This window comes from Streptomyces sp. L7 (assembly GCF_050990935.1).
GTDB lineage: Bacteria > Actinomycetota > Actinomycetes > Actinomycetales > Microbacteriaceae > Leifsonia.
In genome coordinates this window covers 817600-839008 of record NZ_CP194644.1, presented here as the reverse complement: position 1 = coordinate 839008, position 21409 = coordinate 817600, and the positions used below count along the sequence as shown (strand labels likewise).

The window sequence follows — 21409 nt, the reverse complement described above, 5'->3', positions numbered from 1 at the left end:
CGCGGGCTACGGCCCGGGCTACCCGCAGTTCCCCGCGAGCTCGCGCTACGTCGCCGCGGTCGGGGGCACCAGCCTGACTCCCGCCTCCGGAACCGCGCGCGGCTGGTCCGAGACCGCCTGGGCCGGCGCCGGCAGCGGCTGCAGCACCTACAGTCCGAAACCGTCCTGGCAGAGCGACACCGGCTGCAGCACCCGCACCGTCTCCGACATCTCCGCTGTCGCCGACCCGTCGACCGGCGTCGCCGGATTCGCCCCGACGAGCACGTCCCCGTACACGTCCGCCTGGCAGGTCTTCGGAGGGACGAGCGTCGCCTCTCCGCTCATCGCCGCGATGTACGCCCTCGCGGGGACCCCGGCGGCCGGCACCTACCCCGCCTCCTACCCCTACGCCCAGAGGTCCGCCCTGAACGACGTGACCTCCGGGAGCACCGGGAGCTGCACCCCTTCGTACCTCTGCACGGCAAGCGGCGGCTACGACGGTCCGACCGGCCTGGGGACCCCCGCGGGGTCGCTGCGCTCGCCGCGCCGCAGACGCCCTGGACGCCGCCGACCCTGGGCGACTTCAACTCGGACGGCCATGCCGACGTACTCTCCCGCGACAGCGGCGGATTCCTGTACCTCTACCGCGGCAACGGCTCGGGCGGCTGGCTCAGCCCTCCCGGAGTCCAGGTCGGGTCCGGATGGAACGGAATGTCCGCGATGGTCTCCCCGGGCGATTTCGACGGTGACGGTCACAACGACGTCCTCGCCCGCGACTCCGCCGGGACGCTCTGGCTGTATCCAGGCAACGGCGCCAGCGGCTGGGGCACTCCCCGCGTGGTCGGCTCCGGCTGGAACATCATGACCAGGATCATCGCCGCGCACGACTTCAACGGCGACGGCAACCCCGACATCCTCGCGGTCGACGGCTCCGGCGTGCTCTGGCTGTACCCGGGCGACGGCCACGGCGGCTGGCTCGCGCGCCAGGCGATCGGCTCGGGCTGGAGCGGCATGACGGCGATCGTCGGCATCCGCAACTTCACCGGCGACGGCAACCCCGGCCTCCTGGCCAGGGACTCCACCGGGCGACTCTGGCTCTACGACCACACCTTCTCCGGCTGGAAGGCGCCCATCGTCGTCGGCTCCGGCTGGAACATCATGACGGCCATCGCCTCGGTCGGCGACTTCAACGGCGACGGCCACGACGACATCCTGGCCCGGACATCGAGCGGCGCGTTCGTCCTGTATCCCACGACAGGGAACACGGGATGGGGCAACCCGGTCCAGGTCGGCTCCGGCTGGAACACGATGAGCTGGATCGGCTGATCCACGGTAGGGCGGACGGGACTTGAACCCGTGACCGGCGGATTATGAGTCCGATGCTCTAACCAGCTGAGCTACCGCCCCGTGCGTCCTCCCCGGTCTACTCCGGGGTGGGCACGCTGGGGGCCGCCGCCGTCACCGGGTCGGCCACCGGCTCCCCACGATACAGGCTCTCGAAGGTGCTGATCGTGGTCTGGATGTCGTGCGTCGCCACAATCCGCAGCGACGCGTTCTTGAGGACGTCGAGCTCCTCCTGCGGGAGGGTGAGCACGCTCTCCAGCTTGTCCGCGAGGTCCTGCGCGTCGCCCGGGCGGAACAGGTGGCCGTTCTCGCCGTCGTGCACCAGGTGCGGGAGAGCCATCGCGTCGGCCGCGACCACGGGGAGCGCGGAGGCCATCGCCTCCATCGTGGCGATGGACTGCAGCTCGGCGATCGACGGCATCGCGAAGACCGAGGCGCGGGTGTACGCCTGGCGAAGTTCGTCGTCGGTGACGTAGCCGAGGAACTTCACCCGGTTCGCGATCCCCAGCGTCTCGGCGAGGGACTGCAGGTTCCGGAACTGGTCTCCGCCGCCCACGATCTCGAGCTGGGCGTCCAGCGACTCCGGGAGCAGCTTGATCGCGTTCAGCAGGACGTCGATCTGCTTCTCGCCGGTCACCCGGCCGACGAAGAGGATGCGGTTGCCGCTGCGCGGCGTGAAGTCGGGCGTGTAGTTGTGCGCGTCGATGCCGCAGGAGATCGCGTGGACGCCGCGCAGACCGGTCGCGCGCTCCAGGAACTGGGCGGCCTTGCGGGTCGGCGTGGTGACGGCCTCGGCGCGGTCGAAGCTTTTGCGGGCGTCGCGCCAGGCGATCGAGATGAACGTCTTCTGCAGGAACTTCGGCAGCAGCGTGAACTCGATCATGTTCTCGGGCATGACGTGGTTGGTCGCGATCACGCGGATGCCGCGCTTCTCCGCCTCGTACGCCAGGCCGCGGCCGACCACGATGTGCGATTGGATGTGCACGACGTCCGGCTTGACGTCGTCGAGCACCCGGCGGGCGTTCGCCTTGCTCATCCACGGCAGCGCGAAGCGCAGCCAGTCGTGCGGGTACCAGCGCCAGCTCCGCAGGCGGTGGGCCGTCATCCTCTGGCCCTCGTGCTCCTCGACCCAGGTGCCGTGCTTGCGGCTCGCCGAGGGCGCGACGACGTGCATGTCGTGGCCGCGCTCCACCAGGCCGGCGGCGAGGCGCTCGGCGAAGCGGGCGGCGCCGTTGACGTCCGGCGGGAAGGTGTCGCAGCCCATGAGGATGGTCATCGGCCTATGCGCGGCCGGGGCGGGCGGGATGTCGTTCGTTCCGCTCGTATCAGGCACGTGGTGAGTCCCTCACGGTCTTCGGCCGGGGCTGTTCGCCCGGCGACGGTCTGAGCGCGCCGGACGGGTCGGACCGGCGATTCATCGCTTCAGTCTAGGCCGGATTCCCGTACGGGGTCGGCAAGCCTCTCGGTGAGTGGCGCGTCGAGGTTCGATTGCGGGTGGTGTTTGGCGAGCTGGAACACCCCGTAGATCGCCACCGCGCCGGTGATCGCGAAGCCGAGCATCGCCCACCAGGGAGCCCCCGCCGCCTCGTTGAGGACGACGATGCCGATCGTCACGGCGACGAGCGGGTCGATCACCGTCAGGCCCGCGATGACCAGATCCGGCGGCCCGGACGAGTAGGCGTTCTGGACGAAGTAGGCGCCGAGCCCGGCTGCCGCGAGGAGCGCGACGATGCACAGCACCAGCAACCAGTCCCACTCCTGGTTCGAGGTCCGGTCGATCACCACCTTCGCGAGCGTGGCGACGAAACCGTAGAGGACGCCGGCGCCGACGATGTACATGATCGCCTTGAACTTGTGCCGCAGGAACCAGAACAGCAGCGCGAACACGATGAGGACGACGGCGAGGATGATCAGGATGACCACGAGCGCCCGGGTCGTCACCGGTTCGTCGCGCGCGAAGATCGCGGCGATGATCACGAACGCTCCGACGCCGCCGACGCACAGCGAGATGGCGACGACGGACTGGCGGTTGAGCTTCACGCCGCTCACCCGCGCGTTGAGGACGCTGGTGATGACGAGGCCGACCACGCCGAGCGGCTGCACCAGGATGATCGGCGAGAGCTTCAGGCTGACGAGCTGGAAGACGACCGCGAGTCCGAGCAGCAGCGTGCCGATCACCCAGGAGGGCCGCGCGAGCAGCAGCCCGAGCTGCCGGGCGCTGAGCCCGGCCTTCGCGTTCTGCGTCTGGGCCTCCACCTTCGCGACGCCGTGGTGCTGCAGCTGGGCGCCGATCGACAGGAAGACTGCGCCGACCAGGGCGACCGGGATGCCCAGGAGCTGACTCGGCTGGTATGCCAGCTCGAGCGCGTCCATCAGTTCCGTAGCCACGCCACGACCCTACCCAACATGATCCCGATAGTCTTGCCGAATGGCCGTGCTTCCCATCCGGATCACCGGAGACCCCGTCCTGCACACCCGCGCGGCGGAGGTGACGGTGTTCGACGACGACCTCCGCACGCTCGTCGCCGACATGTTCGAGACGATGGACCAGGCGCCCGGCGTCGGCCTCGCCGGCCCGCAGGTCGGCGTGCCCCTACGACTGTTCGTCTACGGCTGGACGGACGACGACGACGTCCTGCAGCGCGGCGTCGCGATCAACCCGGTGCTGTGGCTCAGCCCCTGGCCGTCGGCGAGCCGGACGAGGACGCGGAGTCGGAGGGATGCCTGTCCTTCCCGGGCGAGCGCTTCCCGCTGCGGCGCGCCGAGAGCGTCATCCTGGAGGCCACGGACCTGGAGGGCGAGCCGTTCACGGTCCGCGCCGACGGTTGGCTCGCGCGCATCTTCCAGCACGAGTACGACCACCTGGACGGCGTGCTCTACGTCGACCGGCTCACCCACCCGTACGGCAAGGCCGCGCTGAAGACGCAGCGCAAGAACTCGTGGGGCGTGCCGGGGCTGAGCTGGCTGCCGGGCCGGGATCACCTGGAGGACTGAGCGGCCCCTGCCCGCTTGTCGCGCTCAGCGCAGCGGCACCCCGTGCACGCCGTTGTGGTGCCGCAGTGCCGGGAACACCACCGACAGCGAGAACCCGACGCCGGGGACGGTCTTGGCGTCCAGCACGCCGCCGAACAGCGCCGCACGTTCGCGCAGCTCGTTGAGGTCGGCGCCCTCCACGAACTCGGTCACCGCGCGCAGGTCGTCGTCGGCGCTGTAGGCGGTCGCCTGGTCGACGCCGGCGCGGTCGAGCCCGCGGCGCCGGGCGGCGGCGCGGATGCCGTCGTCGTCGACCGTGATGTGGAGGCCGTCCGGCGTCCACGCCATCGTCACCAGGGCCGTCGTGCCGGGCCCGCCGTGGTCCAGCGCGTTGCCGAGGCTGGTCTGCAGGATGCGGAAGACGACGAGTTCCGCGCCCTGGCGCAGCTCGTAACGCTCGCCGGTCTCGGAGAACGTCACCTCCAGGCCCGCCTCCCGCATCACCCGGAACAGGTCGCGCGCGGAATGCAGGCCCGGCGCAGGCAGGACCTCGCGGCTCCCGTCGGCGACGGCGTTCTGGAGGCGGCGGAGGTCGGCCAGCGCGTCGCGCGCCGAGGTCTCGATCGCGGCGGCGGACCGGGAGGCCGCCTCGGGGTCGGCGCCGGCCGCGTAGCGCATCCCCTCGGCCTGCGACACGAGCCGGGAGACGGCGGCGACCGCGACGTCACCGAGTTCGCCGATGATCCGGAACCGGCCGGCCTGCTCCGCCAGCTCCAGCTCGCGGTCGATGCGGTCCCACTCGCGCTCCTCGCGCGCGTTCTGCGCTCGGCGCCGGCGGGACCGTTCGAGTAGCCAGAGCACCGCGAACACGACGGCGGCCGCCAGTGCGGCGGCTGCGAGGGTGGTGGCGAGCGGGGTCATGCTGGTCCTTCCGGGCCGGTGGAGCGGGCCTGGTGCGCGGCCCGGACGATCATATCCGGGCCGCGCATCCGGGAGGCCGCTCCGGCCCCGCGACGCTTAGGAGCCGTCGCCGCGGTTGGCGCGCAGCACCTCCAGGCGGGCGCGGTACTCCTTCTCGTCGATGTCGCCGTTGGCGTAGCGATCGGCGAGGGTCCGCTCGGCGGCACGCGTGCCGGACTGCGGGCCGTTCGGCCCCCAGCCGTAGCCTCCGCGCGCGACGGCGGCCCGACGCCAGCGACGGCCGAAGACGCCGAAGATGAGGAAGAAGATCCCGATCCAGAAGAGCGGGATCAGGAACCACCACCAGCCGAACCAGGGGCCGCCACCCCAGGCGACGACGGCGCAGGGTGCGGCGGCTGCGAGCGAACTGAACATGGTGCATCCAATCGGTGAGCTGTCCGCGGCTTTCGCGGAACCACTCTCAGCCTCGCCGTGCGGCCGTTCGGGCGAATCCGCCGCCGGGAGACACTTGCCCTACTCCCCGGGAGCAGGGCGTTCAGCGCTGGCCCGGTTGCACCAGTCCCGTCTCATAGGCGACCACGACGAGGTGCACGCGGTCGCGCGCGGCCAGCTTGGTCATGATCCGCGAGACGTGCGTCTTCGCCGTCAGCGGGCTGAGGAACAGCCGTTCGCCGATCTCGGTGTTGGTCAGTCCGTGGCCCACCAGCGCCAGCACCTCCCGCTCGCGCTCGGTGAGCTCGCGCAGCGCCTCCGCGTCCGGCGCCGGCCGGAGTCCGCCCGCCACGCGCTCGATCAGCCGCCGCGTCGCGCCGGGCGAGAGCAGCGCGTCGCCCGCGGCCACGACGCGCACCGCGCGCAACAGCTCCACCGGTTCGGTGTCCTTCACCAGGAAGCCGCTCGCGCCGGCGACGATCGCCTGGGCGACGTAGTCGTCCAGCTCGAACGTGGTCACCATCACGATGCGCGTGCCCGCGAGCTCCGGGTCGGCGGTGAGTTCGCCGGTCGCCCAGAGACCGTCGCCGTCCGGCATCCGGATGTCCATCAGCACGACGTCCGGGCGCGTGCGCCGCGAGAGGTCCACGGCCTCACGCCCGGTCGCGGCCTCCCCCACCACCTCCAGGTCGTCCTCGGCCTCCAGCAGCGCGCGGAAGCCGGCACGGACGAGGCGCTGGTCGTCCGCCAGCAGCACCCGGATCATGCGTCCTCCGCCTTCCGCAGGGGGATACGGGCCTCCACCGTCAGTCCGCCGCCCTCCGTCGCACGGGTCTCGAACCGGCCGCCGAGCAGCTCGGCGCGCTCGCGCATCCCGATCATCCCCTTGCCGTCCGTCTCGCCCTCCGGCAGCCCTCGGCCATCATCCGCGATCGTGAGCACGAATTCGCCGCCGTCCTCGGCGAGCCGGATGTCGACCGTGCGCGCCTGCGCGTGCCGGCCGATGTTGGTCAGGGACTCCTGCACGATCCGATACAGCGCGAGCTGCGAGGCAGCGGACGGCGTCGACGTGAGCGCGTCGTCGTAGCGCACGTCGAGCCCCGCGCGCCGGTAGGTCTCGACCAGCACCGGGATGCGGGCCAGGTCCGGCTCCGGGGCCCGCGCGGCCGGGTACCCTTCGGTGCGAAGGAAACCGAGCACTCCGCGCACCTCCTCCAACGCCTGGCTGCTCACGGCCTTGATCGCTTCCAGGCTCTCCCGTGCCTTGTCGGGCCGGCTGTCGAACAGGTGGAGGCCGACACCGGCCTGCACGCTGATCTGGGACAGCGAGTGCGCGAGCACGTCGTGCAGTTCGCGCGCGATGCGCAGCCGCTCGGCCTCCGCGGCCGACTCCCGGCGCGCGGCGATCTGGCGGGAGACCTCCCGGTAGCGTTCACGACGCCCGCGGATCGCCTCGCCGACGCCCACCAGGAGCGTGAGCACCAGCGCGATGACGAGAGGCCGGATCACGGCCTCCGGCCGTCCCACCAGCAGGTACGCGCCGAGCGGGCCGACGACGGCGACGCCCGCCACGGTCCACCAGGCCCACACCCGCGCCGAGCGCACCACCGCGCCGACGACGGCGAAGGCCAGCGGCACAGCGGCGAGCGGCGGTCCCATCGTGAGGGCGATGGCCGGAGTGCAGAGCGCGGCGATGGCGACGAGCACAGGGCCCGGATACGCCCGGGCGAGCAGCAGCAGGAACGACGCCGCGAACGCGACGAGGACGGCCGTCAGCGTCAGCGGGTCGGCCGCCGCAGTGTGCGCGGCGATGAGGACGCCCGGGAGCTGCAGCAGGACGGACAGGACCACCGGGAACCAGATCGTCCCGCGCGGTCGGCGACCGCTCCAGCCGCGGCCGTCACCCCAGCCGGGTCCGCTCGGACGGGAGTCGGCGGACGGGTTCCAGGGCATCTCCTCATGCTAGCCAGCGCACGTCGGTGTGGCCTGCCCCGTGGGGAGTCTGTGCCCTACTCCCCCGGGATTACGCAGACTCCGGCGGGAGTGCGCGCGAACGATCACGGATTGTGCTCGGCGTCGAAGATCTCCCCCTCGCCGCCGGGGCTCTGCCCGAAGAGCGGTCCGAAGGCCGGGCCGCCGAAACTCGTCAACCCGGCCTCACGCTCCAGCGACGCGCGCCGTTCGTCGTCGTCGTTCTCGTACTCCTCGACCGAGCCGTCCGGCTCCCGGGAGCCCCGCTCGTCCCGCTTCCTGTGCTTCATGGCCGCATCGTAGCGATCCGCGACCGGATTGGGGTGTATTCCGTTCGGAGCATGTCAACGCCCGGAGAAATACCGAAGGCCGGGAGAACCGCCGAAGGCCCGGAGAATTTCATCTCCGGGCCTTCGCCTGTTTACGCTCCCCGACTTGGACTCGAACCAAGAACCTGCCGGTTAACAGCCGGCTGCTCTGCCAATTGAGCTATCGAGGAATGCTTGATCAGCGAAGCTACTCTAGCAAGACTTCGCGCATCGAGTGAAATCCGCTCCGCATCCCGCGCGCGTCGTCGTCAGTACCCCGCCGCCGGGTCCACGCGGCCCACGAAGTCGCCGTCGCCGAGGAACGCGCGCACGTTCGCACGGACCCGCTCCGCGAGCAGCGGCGCCACCATCTCGGACGTGTCGGCCTGGTGCGGCGTGATCAGGCAGGCGTCCTCGTCCCACAGCGGGTGGCCGTCGGGCAGCGGCTCCGGATCGGTGACGTCGATGCCCGCCCCGGCGATCTCCCCGGTGCGGAGGGCGCGCAGCAGCGCGTCGCTGTCGACCAGGCCGCCGCGTGCGATGTTGACCAGGTAGGCGGTCTTCTTCATGGCGGCGAACTCGGCGTCGCCGAACAGGTGGTGGGTCCCGCCGGTCAGCGCAGCCGCGATGACCACGACGTCGGCGCCCGGGAGGACGTCGAGCAGCCGATCGGAGCCGACCGTTCGCTCGGCGCCGGCCACGGGCTCCGGCGAGCGGCGCACGATGGTGACGCGGGCGCCGAACGGCGCGAGCAGCACCATCAGCTCCAGCGCGATCCCGCCGGCGCCGACGATCACGACATGCCGGCCGTAGAGGGAGCGGCCCTCCTCGACTGTCGACCAGGACGTCGCCCGCACCCGCTTCGGCAGCACGCGCAGCAGCGCCAGGGTGAGCGCCAGCGCGTGCTCGGCGACCGGCTGGGCGTAGACGCCCTTCGCGCTGGTCCAGATCAGGCCGGGGCGGTCCTCGGACGCGATGATGCCCGAGAAGGCGTCCACTCCCGCGAACGGGAGCTGAACCCACCCGATGCCGGGGTGCGCCTCCAGGATCGGCGGGAAGGCCGCGGCATCCTTGTTGGACAGCCAGACGACGCCGCGCGTGCGGTCGGAGAGCGGCTCGACGGTGCCGCCGGCGGCCTCCACGGCGGCGACGAAGGACGGCTCGGCGCTCGGGAGCACGGCGATGGGTCCGGGCTCCGGGCGCTCACCCGGCGCGAGCGGGACGCCGCCCGGCGCGAGGACGGCGCGGTGCTGCGGGGTGGACTCGGTCATGGTTCCTCCTGTCGGGCGGTCAGTTCGCGGCGGTCTGCGGTCGGCGCTCCCGCCGGCGCTGCGGCGGCTTCAACGCGTCCGCCAGGCCGCGCACGAACGGGTGGGTGGGGTCGGCCAGCACCTCCTCGATCGGCCCGTACGCGATGGGACGGCCGCCCTGCAACACCAGCGAGGCGTCCGTCGCGCGGCGCAGCACGGACAGGTCGTGGCTGACGATCACAGCCGTGAAATCCTCGTGGGAGCGGAGCTGGGCCAGGAGGTCGATCACCGCGTCGCGGACCGTCGCGTCGATGCCGGCGGTCGGCTCGTCCACGATCAGGACCTGAGGGCCGAGCACCAGCGCCTTGGCGAGCGCCACCCGCTGACGCTGACCGGCGCTGAGCTGATAGGGGTACTTGCCGAGCACGCTGAGCGGCAGGTGCACGGTGTCCAGCATGAGCGCGGCGCGCTCCCCGCCGTCCGGCGGTTGTAGTGCTCGTCGCGCTCGAAGATCGGCAGGGTGACGTTGTCCTGCACCGACAGGGACGGCTCCAGCGACGCCGCACCCTCCTGGGGCAGGTAGCCGACGTGGAAGGTCACCTCGGCCAGGTCGCGCTTGCGGGCGTGCCGCAGCGAGTGCCCGAGCACGGTCGCATCACCGCCGCTGATCCGCGGGCCGGGCTCGCCGGAGCGGAGGGGAAGCCCCCGCCCGGCGAGCACCGCGGCCAGCGTGCTCTTTCCCGAACCCGTCTCGCCCAGGATCCCCAGCGATTGTCCGGCCTCCAGGCGGAAGCTCACCCCACGGAGGGCGACGCACGAGGGGCTGACGCCCCTGGCGGGATATTCGACGGACAGGTCGCTGACGAGGATGGCAGGTTCGGAGCTCACATGATCGACCCTAGGCGTTGTCGGCTTGGAGAGCGCGCAGCGCCTCCCGCCGGTCGGCCTGTTCCACCGGATCCGGCACCGGCAGGGAGGCCAGCAGCCGCTGCGTGTACGCGTCTCGCGGGTTGCCGAGCACCTCGGCGCCCGTGCCCTCCTCGACCAGCTTGCCGCGGTGCAGCACCGCGATCCGGTCGGCGAGCAGGTCGACGACGGCCAGGTCGTGGCTGATGAACAGCGCGGCGAAGCCGAACTCCCGCTGCAGGTCGGCGAACAGCTCGAGCACGCGGGCCTGAACCGACACGTCGAGCGCGGAGGTCGGCTCGTCGGCGATCAGCAGGGTCGGCTCCAGGGCGAGGGCGCGCGCGAGGCTCGCCCGCTGCCGCTGGCCGCCGGAGAGTTCGTGCGGGAACCGGTCGCCGTAGCTGCGCGGAAGCTGGACGGCCTCCAGCAGTTCGTCCACCCGGCCGCGCGCGGCGGCAGGCGAGGACGCCCGGCCGTGCACGACGAGCGGCTCTGCCACGCAGTCCGCGATCGTGAGCAGCGGGTTGAAGCTCGACGCCGGGTCCTGGAACACGAAGCCGATGTCGCTGCGCACCTTGCGGAACTGCCGCTCCCTGACCCCGTTCATCTCGATCCCGAGCACCTTCAGCGAGCCGTCGGTGACCTTGCCGAGACCGGCGATGGCGCGGCCGATTGTGGTCTTGCCGGATCCGGACTCGCCCACCAGGCCGAGCACCTCCCCGGGCGGATGTCGAAGCTCACCCCGTCGACCGCCACGAACCCGGGGCGGCCGAGGCGGCCGGGGTACTGGATGCGCAGGTCGCGCGCCTCGACCACCGGAGCCTCCTCGGGGCGCTCGGCCCGGGCGATGGCCCGGTCCTGCGTCGCCGCGGCGCCCTGGCCGATGCGCGGCACGGAGGCGAGGAGCTTGCGCGTGTACTCGGCCTGCGGCGAGGCGAACAGCGTGCGCGCGTCTGCCTCCTCCACGACCTTGCCCTGGTACATGACCGCGACCCGGTCGGCCAGGTCGGCGACCACGCCCATGTTGTGCGTGATCAGCACGATGGCCGCGCCGAACTCGTCGCGGCAGCGCCGCAGCAGGTCGAGGATCTCGGCCTGCACGGTCACGTCCAGCGCGGTGGTCGGCTCGTCGGCGACGATCAGCCCGGGGTTCAGCACCAGCGCCATCGCGATCACGATGCGCTGCTTCTGGCCGCCGGAGAACTGGTGCGGGTAGTACTTCACCCGCTTCTCCGGCTCCGGGATGCCGACCCGGCGCAGGATGTCGACGGCCTGCTTCTGCGCGTCCTTCTTGGACAGCTTGCCGTGCGCGCGCAGGCCCTCCGCGATCTGCCAGCCCACCTGGTAGACGGGGTTCAGCGCGGTCGACGGCTCCTGGAAGACCATCGCCACGTCGGTGCCGCGCACCTCCCTGAGCTGCTTCTTGCTCAGTGAGACGATGTCCGCCTCGGTGGCGCCGTCCTTGCTGCGCAGCACCACGGCGCCCGAGGCGGTCGCGGTCTCCGGCAGCAGGCCGAGGATGGTCTTGGCGGTGACGGTCTTGCCCGAACCGGACTCCCCCACGATCGCCAGGACTTCTCCCGGCGACACCCGCAGGGTGACATCGTCGACGGCCTTGACGGCGCCGGCGTCGGTTGCGAACGTGACCGACAGGTTGTCGATGGTGACGACGTCGCTCATGGCTTGACCTCGATTCCGTGCTCGTCGAACGACTCTCCGCCCTCCAGGCCGTCGATGCCGCCGGGGCCCGCCTCCAGCGGACCGCCGGGGACGACGGACGTCTCGGCGACCAGGCCCGACGCCTCGGCGGCGCGGCGCCGGCCGCGCAGGCGCGGGTCGGCGAGGTCGTTGAGGCTCTCGCCCACCAGGGTGATGCCGAGCACGACGAGCACGATCGCCAGACCCGGGTAGATGGAGGTCCACCAGATGCCGCTGGTGACGTCGGACAGCGCCTTGTTGAGGTCGTAGCCCCACTCGGCGGCGGCGGTCGGCTCGATGCCGAAGCCGAGGAAGCCCAGCGCCGCGAGCGTCAGGATGGCCTCCGAGGAGTTCAGCGTGAAGATCAACGGCAGCGTGCGAGTGGAGTTGCGCAGCACGTGGCGGAACATGATCCGGCCGTTGCTGGCCCCGATGACCTTCGCCGACTCGACGTAGGCCTCCGCCTTGATCCGGACGACCTCCGAGCGGATCACCCGGAAGTACTGCGGGATGTAGACCACCGTGATCGAGATGGCGGCGGCGAGGATGCCGCCCCACAGGCTGGACTGGCCGCCCGAGATGACGATCGCCATGACGATCGCCAGCAGCAGCGACGGGAACGCGTAGACCGCGTCGGCGATCACCACGACCACCCGGTCGACCCAGCCGCCGAAGTAGCCGGACACCAGGCCGAGCACGACACCGGCGAAGATCGAGAGGATGACGGCGACGACGATCACGAGGATCGCGGTCTGCGCGCCCCAGATCACGCGGGAGAACACGTCGTAGCCGCCGACGGTCGTCCCCCAGATGTGCGCCGCGCTCGGCGGCATCTGGGAGCCGAACTGGCCGTTCGCGTCCTTGAGCTGGGCGAAACCGTACGGCGCGATCGCCGGGGCGAAGATTGCGACCAGGATGAACAGGCCGGTGAGCACGAGACCGCCGACGAGCATCCCGCGCTGCAGTCCGACGGACTGGCGGAGCTGATGCACGACGGGAAGCCGGCTCCAGAAGCTGCCCTTCTGCGAGGCCATCTCAATACCTCACTCTCGGGTCGATGAGCGCCGCGATGATGTCGACGATGAAGTTCGTGACCGCGACGATCACGGCGAGCAGAACGACCATGCCCTGCACGGCGACGAAGTCGCGCGACTGCAGGTAGTGCTCGAGCTGGAACCCCAGACCCTTCCACTCGAAGGTCGTCTCGGTCAGGATCGCGCCGCCGAGCAGCAGCGCGATCTGGAGGCCGATGACCGTGATGATGGGGATCAGCGCCGGCCGGTAGGCGTGCTTGCGCACGAGCCGGCTCTCGCTGACGCCGCGCGAACGGGCCGCATCCACGTAGTCCGTGGAGAGCGTGCCGATCACGTTCGTGCGCACCAGCCGCAGGAAGATTCCGGCGGTCAGCAGGCCGAGCGTCACGGCTGGCAGCACCGCGTGCAGCAGCACGTCGCCGACCACGGCCGGGTCGCCGGTCTGGAACGCGTCGATCAGGTAGATGCCGGTCTTGTTCGGGAGGGTCTGCATCTCGATCTCGGAGCTGGTGGAGGCGCGGCCCGCGACGGGGAGCACGTTCAGCCAGATCGAGAAGACGAGCTTGAGGACCATGCCGGCGAAGAACACCGGCGTCGCGTAGCAGAGGATGGCGAACACGCGCAGTGCCGCGTCTCCGTAGTGGTCGCGGAAGTACGCCGCGAGCAGTCCGAGCGGGATGCCGACGATGAACGCCACGATCAGCGCGTAGAACGCGAGTTCGAGCGTCGCGGCGCCGTAGTGGATCAGCACCTGCGTCACGGGCTGGTTGTCGGTGAACGTCGTGCCGAAGTCGCCGCGGAGCAGGTGCCCGAGGTAATCGAAGTACTGCACGAGCAGCGGCCGGTCGTAGCCGGCCTGGTGGATCCGCTCCTGGAGCTGTGCGGGAGGGAGCTTGCCGCCGAGTGCTGCCGTGATGGGGTCGCCCGTGGACCGCATCAGGAAGAAGACGACTGTGACGAGGATGAAGATCGTCGGGATGATGAGGAGCGCGCGGATGACGATGTAGCGGACGAGGCCGCCTCCCGTTCGCCGACGCGCTTTGGTTCGTTCGGGGCCGGGCGCCGTGGGCGCCGCGGGTCCGCTGACCGTCGCTGTCATAGGAGCCAATCGTGGGTGGTTCGTGGGTGGGGGCGGCTCGCGCACGACGCGAGCCGCCCCCGTTCGGCCTAGAGGTGCGGCCTAGCCCTTCGAGAGGGCTGCGTAGCGGAACTTGAACGAGGGGTCGAGCGTCTTGTCGGTGCCGTTCACGTTCTTGCCCACCACGGCGACCTGCGCGCCCTGGAGCAGGGGCAGGGTGGACAGGTCGGCGCCCACCTTGGCCTGGATCTGCTCGATGAGCTTGGTGCGGGCGGCCTTGTCGGTCGTGCCGAGCTGCTGCGTGATGAGCTGCTGCACCTCGGGGTTGTCGTAGTGGTTCGCGAGGAAGTTGTCCTTGCTGAAGAACGGCGACAGGTAGTTGTCCGCGTCCGAGTAGTCCGGGAACCAGCCGAGCTGGTAGGCCGGGTACAGGTCCTTGACGCGGTCCTTCGAGTACTGGACCCACTCGGTGGACTGCAGGTTGACCTTGAACAGGCCGCCGTTCTCGAGCTGCTCCTTGACGAGCGCGTACTCGTCGCCGGAGGACGGGCCGTAGTGGTCCGGGTTGTACTGCAGGTTGAGCGAGACCGGGGTGGTCACGCCGGCGGCCTGGAGTGCAGCCTTCGCCTTGTCGAGGCTCGGACCGCCGTTGCCGTCGCCGTAGAGGTCCTTCAGCACGGTGGTCGCGCCGGTCAGGCCCTGCGGGACGTACGAGTACAGCGGGGTGTAGGTGTCCTTGTAGACCTGCTTGGCGATGGTCGCGCGGTCGACGAGGTCGGCAGCGGCCTGGCGCACGGCGAGGGCCTTCTTGGGGTCGGCCTGCGGGGCCGTCGCGCCGAACGGCTGGGTGTTGAAGTTCCAGACGATGTAGCGGATCTCACCACCCGGGCCCTTGACGACCTTGACGTTCTTGTCCGTGCCGAGGCTCTGGATGTCGGTCGCCGACAGGCTGCGGTACGCGACGTCGATCGCGCCCTTCTGGATGTCGAGCTTCAGGTTCGACGACTCCGCGTAGTACTTGACGTTGACCTTGTCCGTGGCCGGCTTGCCGAGCAGCCCCTGGTAGTTCGGGTTCGCCTTGTACGCGATGAGGTTGTTGAAGTCGTAGCTCGTGATGTCGTACTGACCGGCGAACGCGTGACCCTTGACGATGGTGTTGTCCGGGGTGACCTTGTCGGCCGAGAAGACCTGGTGGTCGACGATCGGGCCGGCGGGGCTGGAGAGCACCTGCGGGAAGGTCTGGTCGTTCGGCACCTTGAGCTTGAAGACCGCGGTCGTCTTGTCCGGGGTGCTCACGCTGTCGAGGTTGCCGAGCAGCGACGCAGGACCGTTGGGGTCGTTGATCTTGAGCTGGCGGTCGAAGGTGAACTTGACGTCCTCGGAGGTCAGCGCGTGACCGTTCGCGAACTTCAGGTTCGGCTTCAGCTTCACGGTGTACTCGGTGGGCGACGTGAAGGCCGCGCTGGCGGCGATGTCCGGCTTGACGTCCGGGCTGCCGTACGGCGAGTTCAGCAGGAACGGGTACACCTGGTTCATCACGGCGAACGAGCCGTTGTCGTAGGAGCCGGCCGGGTCGATCGACGTGATCTTGTCGGTCGTGCCGATGGTCAGCGTTCCGCCGCCGCCACCGGAGCTGTTGTTGCTCCCCGAGCAGCCCGCGAGCACCAGCGCCGCGGCCGCGAATGCGGCCGACACGGCGAACAGGCGCCGTCCGCCGATCTTTACGGATCTCATATCCGATTACCTCTTCCTTGGTGGGGGTCACTGATCCGGCGGAGCGCACGCGAGCGCTTCGTCGTCGAATCGCGTAGCCACAGTCCTAGCATGAAAGCCGCGTCGAGTGAGCATGTTGTCGCGGATCGCGGCGCAATCTTTACATCGGCGCAACAATTCCGCGCGCATTTGCGCACACTGCTACGAATTCCAGCGTTGGAACGTGGGCATGATCTATTGTGCCGCGCTATTCGCCGCGCAGCCGCATCCGCTCGCGATCGATCGACGCCAGAGCCACCTGGAGCGACCGCCGCAGCTCGGCGTTCTGCGGGTCGGTGCGCGCCAGGCGTGAGGTCAGCTCGGCCTTCTCGCGCAGCAGGTCGCGGTCGATCAGGCCGTCCAGGATGGACCGGGCGTAGCGGCCGACGTCGGTCCCGGTCTGCGGCAGGGCGCCGACGGCGAGGGCGTTCACGGTCGGCGCGTAGACCTGGGGCACCTCGGCGAGGATGCGGTCCACCCAGCCCGGGTCGGCGATGGACGGGAGCTGGGCGGCGATGGCGTCGCGGACGACCGCGTGGGTCGGGTTCACGAACGGCACCTGCACGACGCGGGCGGCGCGCTCGGCGCCGACCTCGGCGGGGAACTGGAGCAGGACCATGAGGCTCTCGCGCTCGGTGCGCTGGGTCGGGTCGCCGGGGTCGACCTCGCGGATGGGGGCGGGAGCCTCGGGAGTGGGCTGCTGGTACTGCTGGGCCTCGCCGTCGCGGGCGCTCTGCCTCGAGCCGTCGCCGCGTCCGCTGCGCTGCTCTCCACGCGTGCTGCGCGGGGCCGACCGCACGGCGCGCAGAGTGTCCTGCAGGTCGGCGCCGGAGAGCCTGGCGAGTTCGCGCGTGTAGCCGTTCTGCGACGCGGGATCGCGAATGGTCGCCACGATCGGCGCCCCGGCACGGAGCGCGGCCGTGCGGCCCTCCACCGTGTCGAGGTCGAAGCGTTCGACCACCTGCCGGATCATGAACTCGAACATCGGCTTGCGGGCGTCGATCATCCGGCGCACCGCCTCGTCGCCGCCGGAGAGCCGGAGGTCGCACGGGTCGAGCCCGTCCGGGCCGACGGCCACGTAGGTCTGGGCCGAGAAGCGCTGCTCCTCGCCGAAAGCCCGGGCGGCGGCCTTCTGACCCGCCGCGTCGGGGTCGAAGGTGAAGATGACCGAGCCGCTGCTGTTGTCGTCGCCCATGATGCGGCGGATGACCTTGATGTGGTCGACGCCGAACGCCGTGCCGCACGTGGCGACCGCGGTCGTGATGCCCGCGAGATGGCAGGCCATCACGTCGGTGTAGCCCTCCACGATCACCACCTGGTCGCTGCGGGAGATGTCCCGCTTGGCGAGGTCGAGGCCGTACAGCACCTGCGCCTTCCTGTAGACCGCGGTCTCAGGGGTGTTCAGGTACTTCGGGCCGTTGTCGTCCTCCAGCAGCCGCCGGGCGCCGAAGCCGATCGTCTGCCCGGTCACGTCGCGGATCGGCCAGACCAGGCGGCCACGGAACCGGTCGTAGACGCCACGGTCGCGCTGCGACACGAGACCCGCGGCCAGAAGCTCGTCGGGGGTGAAGCCCTTGCCGCGCAGGTGCTTGGTGAGCTCGTCCCAGCTCTTCGGGGCGAAGCCGACGCCGAAGTGAGCGGCAGACGCGGCGTCGAAGCCGCGCTCGCCAAGGAACCGGCGGCCGGGATCCGCATCGGGCGCGGCCAGCCGCTCGCGGAAGAACTCCTCGGCTGCGTTGTTCGCGGCCAGCAGCCTGGCACGGTTGCCACTCGACTCGCTCGGCCCTCCCCCGCCCTCCTCGTAGTGGAGCTGGTAGCCGATCCTGCCGGCCAGCCGCTCGACGGCCTCGGTGAAGGACACGTGGTCGAGCTTCACCAGGAACGCGTACACGTCGCCGCCCTCGCCGCAGCCGAAGCAGTGGTAACGGCCGACACCGGGACGGACGTTGAAGCTGGGGCTCTTCTCGTCGTGGAACGGGCACAGGCCCTTGAGCGAGCCGACGCCGCCCGGTTTCAGGCTGACGTAGTCGCCGATGATGTCGGCGATGTTGGTGCGGGCCTTGACCTCTTCGATGTCGCTCTGTCGAATCCGGCCTGCCATGCAGTCGATTCTAGTGAGCGCGGCCGACGTCAGTCGCGCGGGGGCGCCGGCGCCGCGTATTCTGGGCGATCTCGATGATCGCGCAGAAGACCTCGATCGTCACCCGCAGCAGCAGCACGCTCAGGATTGCGGCCACGAGCGTCACCAGGATGCCCAGCAGGAACACGAACGCGCCGGCCGGGGACCGGGTCGCGATCGCGATGCCGAGGCTGTTGGCGAAGCCCACGACGATCCCGAGGCCGATCAGGACGAGCCCGACCACGTAGACGGGACCGGCGAGCCTGCGGGTCACGTAGCTCGTGAAGGTGAAGTCGAACAGCGACGAGAAGAACCGCGAGTCGTCCAGGCGGTCGGCGAGCGCGTTCACGCTGCGGCCGGGGCGCGGAGCGTGCGGGCCGGCGGCCGGAGACGGCGGGGCGTCCTCGCCGGCGGGAGCGCCGTTCGCGTGCGCGATGCCGGACGCGGCCGTGGCCGCCGCGGTGGCGTCGACCGGAAAGTCCTCCGCGACCGCGCCGACGGGCACCGGCTCGGCGGCGGGCGACGCCGGCAGGATCTCGGTGGTGTCGGAGTCCGTGGTCTCGGAGTCCGTGGTCTCGGAGTCCGTGGTCTCGGAGTCTGTGGTGCGCGGCCCCGTGGGCGCCGGTTCCTCGGCCGGACTGAGGATCTCGGTCTCGGCGGTCCCCGTGCGGTAGAAGTCGTCCGCGGTCGGGAGGACCGCGGTCGCGGGCTCCGTCTCGGGCGGTTCGGCCGCGGCCTCGACGGGAGGCTCCGCCGGCGAGGTGGAGGTGTCGGGCGCCGTGGCCGCCTTGCTGCGCGACGCGGCCGTGCGACGCCGGGGCGTCGCCGGTTTCGCGGGCGCCGTGGCCTCGACCGTGTCCTCGGTCGCTGCCTTGCCGAGCATGGCGTCGAGGATCTCCGGGGCCTCGCCGTTCGGCGAGATCGAGGTGCTCTTCGGGGTGCGCTTGCGCGGGGACGGCGTGCGCTTCACGGGCGCGCGCGACGGCCCCGCAGTGCTCGACGGCTCCGCCGCGCCGGGCTCGGCCTCCGTGGGCCGGTCGCCGTCCGCCGGGGGCTGTGGGCTGCTCATGCGTCTCCTCCTTCGCCGTTCCTCAAGCATTCTGCACACGGGCCGACGATTCAAGCCCGTGCCCGGCGCGCCGGATCAGTGCTGCACGAGCCGCTCGAACCAACTCAGCGCCGACTGGTCGGTCAGGCTGGCCACCTGGTCGACGACCACGCGCTTGCGCTCCGCGTCGCCGGTCGCGAGGCGCCAGTCCTCCTGGAATCCCGGGTCCAGCTCCTCCGGCCCGCGGGAGAGCAGCACGTCGGCCAGCGCCATCAGCACCTGGCGCTGCTGCGCGTAGATCGGCTGGCGCGTGTTGCGCGACATCACGAACGTGGCCACGATGCCCTTCAGCACGGCGATCTCCGCGCGGATGGCGGCCGGCACGACGACGTCGGCGCCGAACCGGCGCAGCTCGACCCCGCCTGCGCGGTGCTTCGTCTCGTGCACCGCGGCATGGGCGAACCTGCCGATGAGCTGGCTGGTGAGGTTCTTCAGGTGTGCCTGCGCGCGCCGGGAGCCGTCCCAGCGGTCGAGCCAGATCTCCAGACTGTCGAGCCGGTCGAATGCCGCGATCAGCTCGTCGTGGCTGAACTCGCCGCCCACCCACTCGTACATCGACCGGACCAGGTCGTCGTGGTCGACGCGGCTGCCGAGCGCCGCGACGTCGATATACCCGTTGACCACGGCGTCCTCGAAGTCGTGCACGGAGTAGGCGATGTCGTCGGACAGGTCCATCACCTGCGCCTCGATGCAGCGCTGCCGTTCGGGAGAGCCGTCCCGCATCCACTCGAACACCGCGTGGTCGTCGGCGTAGAAGCCGAACTTGGCGCGCCCGCTCGGGTCGGCGACCGAGCTGGTCTCCGGCCACGGGTACTTGCAGCTCGCGTCGAGGCTGGCGCGGGTGAGGTTCAGTCCGTACGGGCGGCCGTCGCGGCCGAACACCTTGGGCTCCAGTCGGGTGAGCAGCCGCAGCGTCTGGGCGTTGCCCTCGAATCCGCCGATGTCCTCCGCCCAGGCGTTGAGCGCGCGCTCGCCGTTGTGCCCGAACGGCGGGTGGCCGATGTCGTGCGCCAGGCACGCGGTGTCGACGATGTCGGGGTCGAGCCCGAGGCTCGCCGCGAGCTCGCGGCCCACCTGGGCGACCTCCAGGGAGTGCGTCAGCCGGTTGCGCGCGAAGTCGAGACCGGCAGTGGGGCTGAGCACCTGAGTCTTGGCCGCCAGCCGCCGCAGCGCGCTCGAGTGCAGCAGACGGGCCCGGTCGCGCGCGAAGTCGCTGCGACGGCTCGAGTGATGCTCGGGGAGCCAGCGCTCCCGGTCGCGCTCGCTGTAGCCGTCGGCCGGGACGCTGTCGAGCGTCGTTGCCGCACTATCCGCCACTGTTGTGCACCTCCGCCTCGGCGACCTCCGCCCGCGCGCTGCCCGCCAGCTCGCGGCTGTCGAGCCAGCCCTCGGGAAGCGCGGGACGCTTGGGCGAGCCGGCACGGCCGCGCTGGCCCTCCGCCGCCTCGCCCGGGTATTCCTGGCTCCAGTCGAGAGTGGCCAGGAGGTCGTCGAGATGCGCGAGCGTGTCGACGGTCGCGAGGCTCGCGCGCAGGTCGCCGCCGACCGGGTAGCCCTTGAAGTACCAGGCGACGTGCTTGCGGATGTCGCGGCAGCCGCGCTCCTCGCTGTCGAAGAACTCGACCAGCAGCTCGGCGTGCCGGCGGAACGTCGCCGCCACCTGGCCGAGTGTCGGGCGGGCCTGCGCGAGCGCAGCCTCCTCGGCGGTGATCTCCCCTGCGCGGGCGCGGAACGCCGCCGCCAGGTCGCCGAACAGCCACGGCCGGCCGAGGCAGCCGCGGCCGACCACGACGCCGTCGCAGCCGGTCTCATCCACCATGCGGATCGCGTCGGCGGCAGACCAGATGTCGCCGTTGCCGAGGACCGGCGTGCCGGTGATCGTCTCCTTGAGCTTCGCGATCGCGGACCAGTCCGCGTGACCCGAGTAGAACTCCGCCGCTGTGCGCGCGTGCAGCGCGATCGAGGCGACGCCGGCGCCCTCCGCGGCCTTGCCTGCCTCGAGGTAGGTGAGGTGGTCGCTGTCGATGCCCTTGCGCATCTTGACGGTCAACGGGATGTCGCCGGCCGCCGTGACGGCGCCCTCCACGATCTCCCGGAAGTGCTGGAGCTTCCACGGCAGCGCGGCGCCGCCGCCCTTGCGGGTGACCTTGGGCACCGGGCAGCCGAAGTTGAGGTCGATGTGGTCGGCGCGATCCTCCGCGACGAGCATCGTGACGGCCTCCCGGACGGTCTTGGGGTCGACGCCGTAGAGCTGGATGCTGCGCGGCGTCTCCGACTCGTGGTGGGTGATGAGGCGCAGCGACTCGGGGGTGCGCTCGACCAGGGCCCGGGAGGTGATCATCTCGCTCACGTAGAGCCCGGCGCCGAACTCGCGGCAGAGCCGGCGGAAGGCGGTGTTCGTGATCCCCGCCATGGGCGCGAGGACGACCGGCACGTCGAGCGTCAGCGGGCCGATGGCCAGCCTGGGACTCGTCTCCGTGCGGGGAGCTAGGGTTGCGGTAGTAGACATCTGCATCGATTCTCCCAGAAAGCGTGC

Annotated in this window: 18 protein-coding genes, 2 tRNA genes and 3 pseudogenes; 3 read left to right on the top strand and 20 right to left on the bottom strand. The window is 70.9% G+C overall.

Features of this window, described 5'->3' with window-relative positions:
• Window positions 1–102: 102 nt before the first annotated feature.
• A pseudogene (locus tag ACR5MH_RS04115) lies at window positions 103–837 on the top strand (FG-GAP repeat domain-containing protein); the annotation flags it as partial.
• A gap of 3 nt (window positions 838–840) precedes the next feature.
• A complete protein-coding gene (locus ACR5MH_RS04110) occupies window positions 841–1305 on the top strand; it encodes an FG-GAP repeat domain-containing protein (RefSeq protein WP_431346485.1) in 465 nt (154 codons plus the stop codon).
• Window positions 1306–1312: 7 nt separating this feature from the next.
• Here the strand turns inward: ACR5MH_RS04110 and ACR5MH_RS04105 are convergent.
• From ACR5MH_RS04105 to ACR5MH_RS04095, 3 genes are all read right to left on the bottom strand, one after another.
• Window positions 1313–1386 (bottom strand) — tRNA-Ile (locus ACR5MH_RS04105).
• Window positions 1387–1402: 16 nt separating this feature from the next.
• Entirely contained in the window at window positions 1403–2599 is a 1197-nt protein-coding gene (locus ACR5MH_RS04100) for a glycosyltransferase (protein ID WP_431346486.1), read from the bottom strand.
• Between the two features lie 146 nt (window positions 2600–2745).
• The gene (locus ACR5MH_RS04095; protein WP_431346487.1) at window positions 2746–3711 is read right to left on the bottom strand and encodes a DMT family transporter; all 966 of its coding nucleotides are present in this window, start codon (window positions 3709–3711) and stop codon (window positions 2746–2748) included.
• Window positions 3712–3751: 40 nt separating this feature from the next.
• Here ACR5MH_RS04095 and ACR5MH_RS04090 point away from each other — a divergent pair.
• A pseudogene (locus ACR5MH_RS04090) lies at window positions 3752–4317 on the top strand (peptide deformylase).
• A gap of 24 nt (window positions 4318–4341) precedes the next feature.
• Here the strand turns inward: ACR5MH_RS04090 and ACR5MH_RS04085 are convergent.
• From ACR5MH_RS04085 to dusB, 17 genes and pseudogenes are all read right to left on the bottom strand, one after another.
• On the bottom strand, window positions 4342–5217 hold the full coding sequence (locus tag ACR5MH_RS04085) for a sensor histidine kinase (RefSeq protein WP_431346489.1): 876 nt from the start codon (window positions 5215–5217) through the stop codon (window positions 4342–4344).
• A gap of 96 nt (window positions 5218–5313) precedes the next feature.
• Entirely contained in the window at window positions 5314–5631 is a 318-nt protein-coding gene (locus ACR5MH_RS04080; protein ID WP_431346490.1) for a hypothetical protein, read from the bottom strand.
• 121 nt (window positions 5632–5752) lie between these two features.
• Window positions 5753–6415 (bottom strand): response regulator, encoded by a 663-nt coding sequence (locus ACR5MH_RS04075; protein ID WP_431346491.1) that lies wholly within the window; start codon window positions 6413–6415, stop codon window positions 5753–5755.
• Window positions 6412–7602 carry a histidine kinase gene (locus ACR5MH_RS04070; protein ID WP_431346492.1) on the bottom strand — a complete coding sequence of 397 codons (1191 nt, stop codon included), beginning with the start codon at window positions 7600–7602 and terminating at the stop codon, window positions 6412–6414. Before ACR5MH_RS04070 ends, ACR5MH_RS04075 begins: the two co-directional genes overlap by 4 nt.
• A 104-nt stretch (window positions 7603–7706) precedes the next feature.
• The gene (locus tag ACR5MH_RS04065; RefSeq protein ID WP_431346493.1) at window positions 7707–7910 is read right to left on the bottom strand and encodes a hypothetical protein; all 204 of its coding nucleotides are present in this window, start codon (window positions 7908–7910) and stop codon (window positions 7707–7709) included.
• A 136-nt stretch (window positions 7911–8046) separates the two neighbouring features.
• Window positions 8047–8119 (bottom strand) — tRNA-Asn (locus tag ACR5MH_RS04060).
• A gap of 78 nt (window positions 8120–8197) precedes the next feature.
• Window positions 8198–9199 carry a D-isomer specific 2-hydroxyacid dehydrogenase family protein gene (locus tag ACR5MH_RS04055; RefSeq protein ID WP_431346494.1) on the bottom strand — a complete coding sequence of 334 codons (1002 nt, stop codon included), beginning with the start codon at window positions 9197–9199 and terminating at the stop codon, window positions 8198–8200.
• Window positions 9200–9218: 19 nt separating this feature from the next.
• Window positions 9219–9605 (bottom strand): ATP-binding cassette domain-containing protein, encoded by a 387-nt coding sequence (locus ACR5MH_RS04050; RefSeq protein WP_433862601.1) that lies wholly within the window; start codon window positions 9603–9605, stop codon window positions 9219–9221.
• Window positions 9515–10066, bottom strand: coding sequence for an ATP-binding cassette domain-containing protein (locus ACR5MH_RS04045; protein ID WP_431346496.1), 552 nt, complete (start codon window positions 10064–10066; stop codon window positions 9515–9517). Before ACR5MH_RS04045 ends, ACR5MH_RS04050 begins: the two co-directional genes overlap by 91 nt.
• Before the next feature lie 10 nt (window positions 10067–10076).
• Window positions 10077–11764 (bottom strand): annotated as a pseudogene (locus tag ACR5MH_RS04040) (dipeptide ABC transporter ATP-binding protein).
• A complete protein-coding gene (locus ACR5MH_RS04035; protein WP_431346497.1) occupies window positions 11761–12816 on the bottom strand; it encodes an ABC transporter permease in 1056 nt (351 codons plus the stop codon). The pseudogene ACR5MH_RS04040 and the gene ACR5MH_RS04035 overlap by 4 nt, the downstream one beginning before the upstream one ends.
• A gap of 1 nt (window position 12817) precedes the next feature.
• Window positions 12818–13915, bottom strand: coding sequence for an ABC transporter permease (locus ACR5MH_RS04030; RefSeq protein ID WP_431346498.1), 1098 nt, complete (start codon window positions 13913–13915; stop codon window positions 12818–12820).
• An 81-nt stretch (window positions 13916–13996) separates the two neighbouring features.
• Complete coding sequence (locus ACR5MH_RS04025) at window positions 13997–15628, bottom strand: ABC transporter substrate-binding protein (RefSeq protein ID WP_433862319.1); 1632 nt, start codon at window positions 15626–15628, stop codon at window positions 13997–13999.
• Window positions 15629–15854: 226 nt separating this feature from the next.
• Window positions 15855–17747, bottom strand: coding sequence for a DNA primase (gene dnaG / locus ACR5MH_RS04020; RefSeq protein ID WP_431346499.1), 1893 nt, complete (start codon window positions 17745–17747; stop codon window positions 15855–15857).
• A 10-nt stretch (window positions 17748–17757) separates the two neighbouring features.
• Window positions 17758–18834 carry a DUF4282 domain-containing protein gene (locus ACR5MH_RS04015; RefSeq protein WP_431346500.1) on the bottom strand — a complete coding sequence of 359 codons (1077 nt, stop codon included), beginning with the start codon at window positions 18832–18834 and terminating at the stop codon, window positions 17758–17760.
• Window positions 18835–18909: 75 nt separating this feature from the next.
• A complete protein-coding gene (locus ACR5MH_RS04010) occupies window positions 18910–20190 on the bottom strand; it encodes a deoxyguanosinetriphosphate triphosphohydrolase (protein ID WP_431346501.1) in 1281 nt (426 codons plus the stop codon).
• Window positions 20180–21382 (bottom strand): tRNA dihydrouridine synthase DusB, encoded by a 1203-nt coding sequence (gene dusB, locus ACR5MH_RS04005; RefSeq protein WP_431346502.1) that lies wholly within the window; start codon window positions 21380–21382, stop codon window positions 20180–20182. Before dusB ends, ACR5MH_RS04010 begins: the two co-directional genes overlap by 11 nt.
• Window positions 21383–21409: the final 27 nt, after the last annotated feature.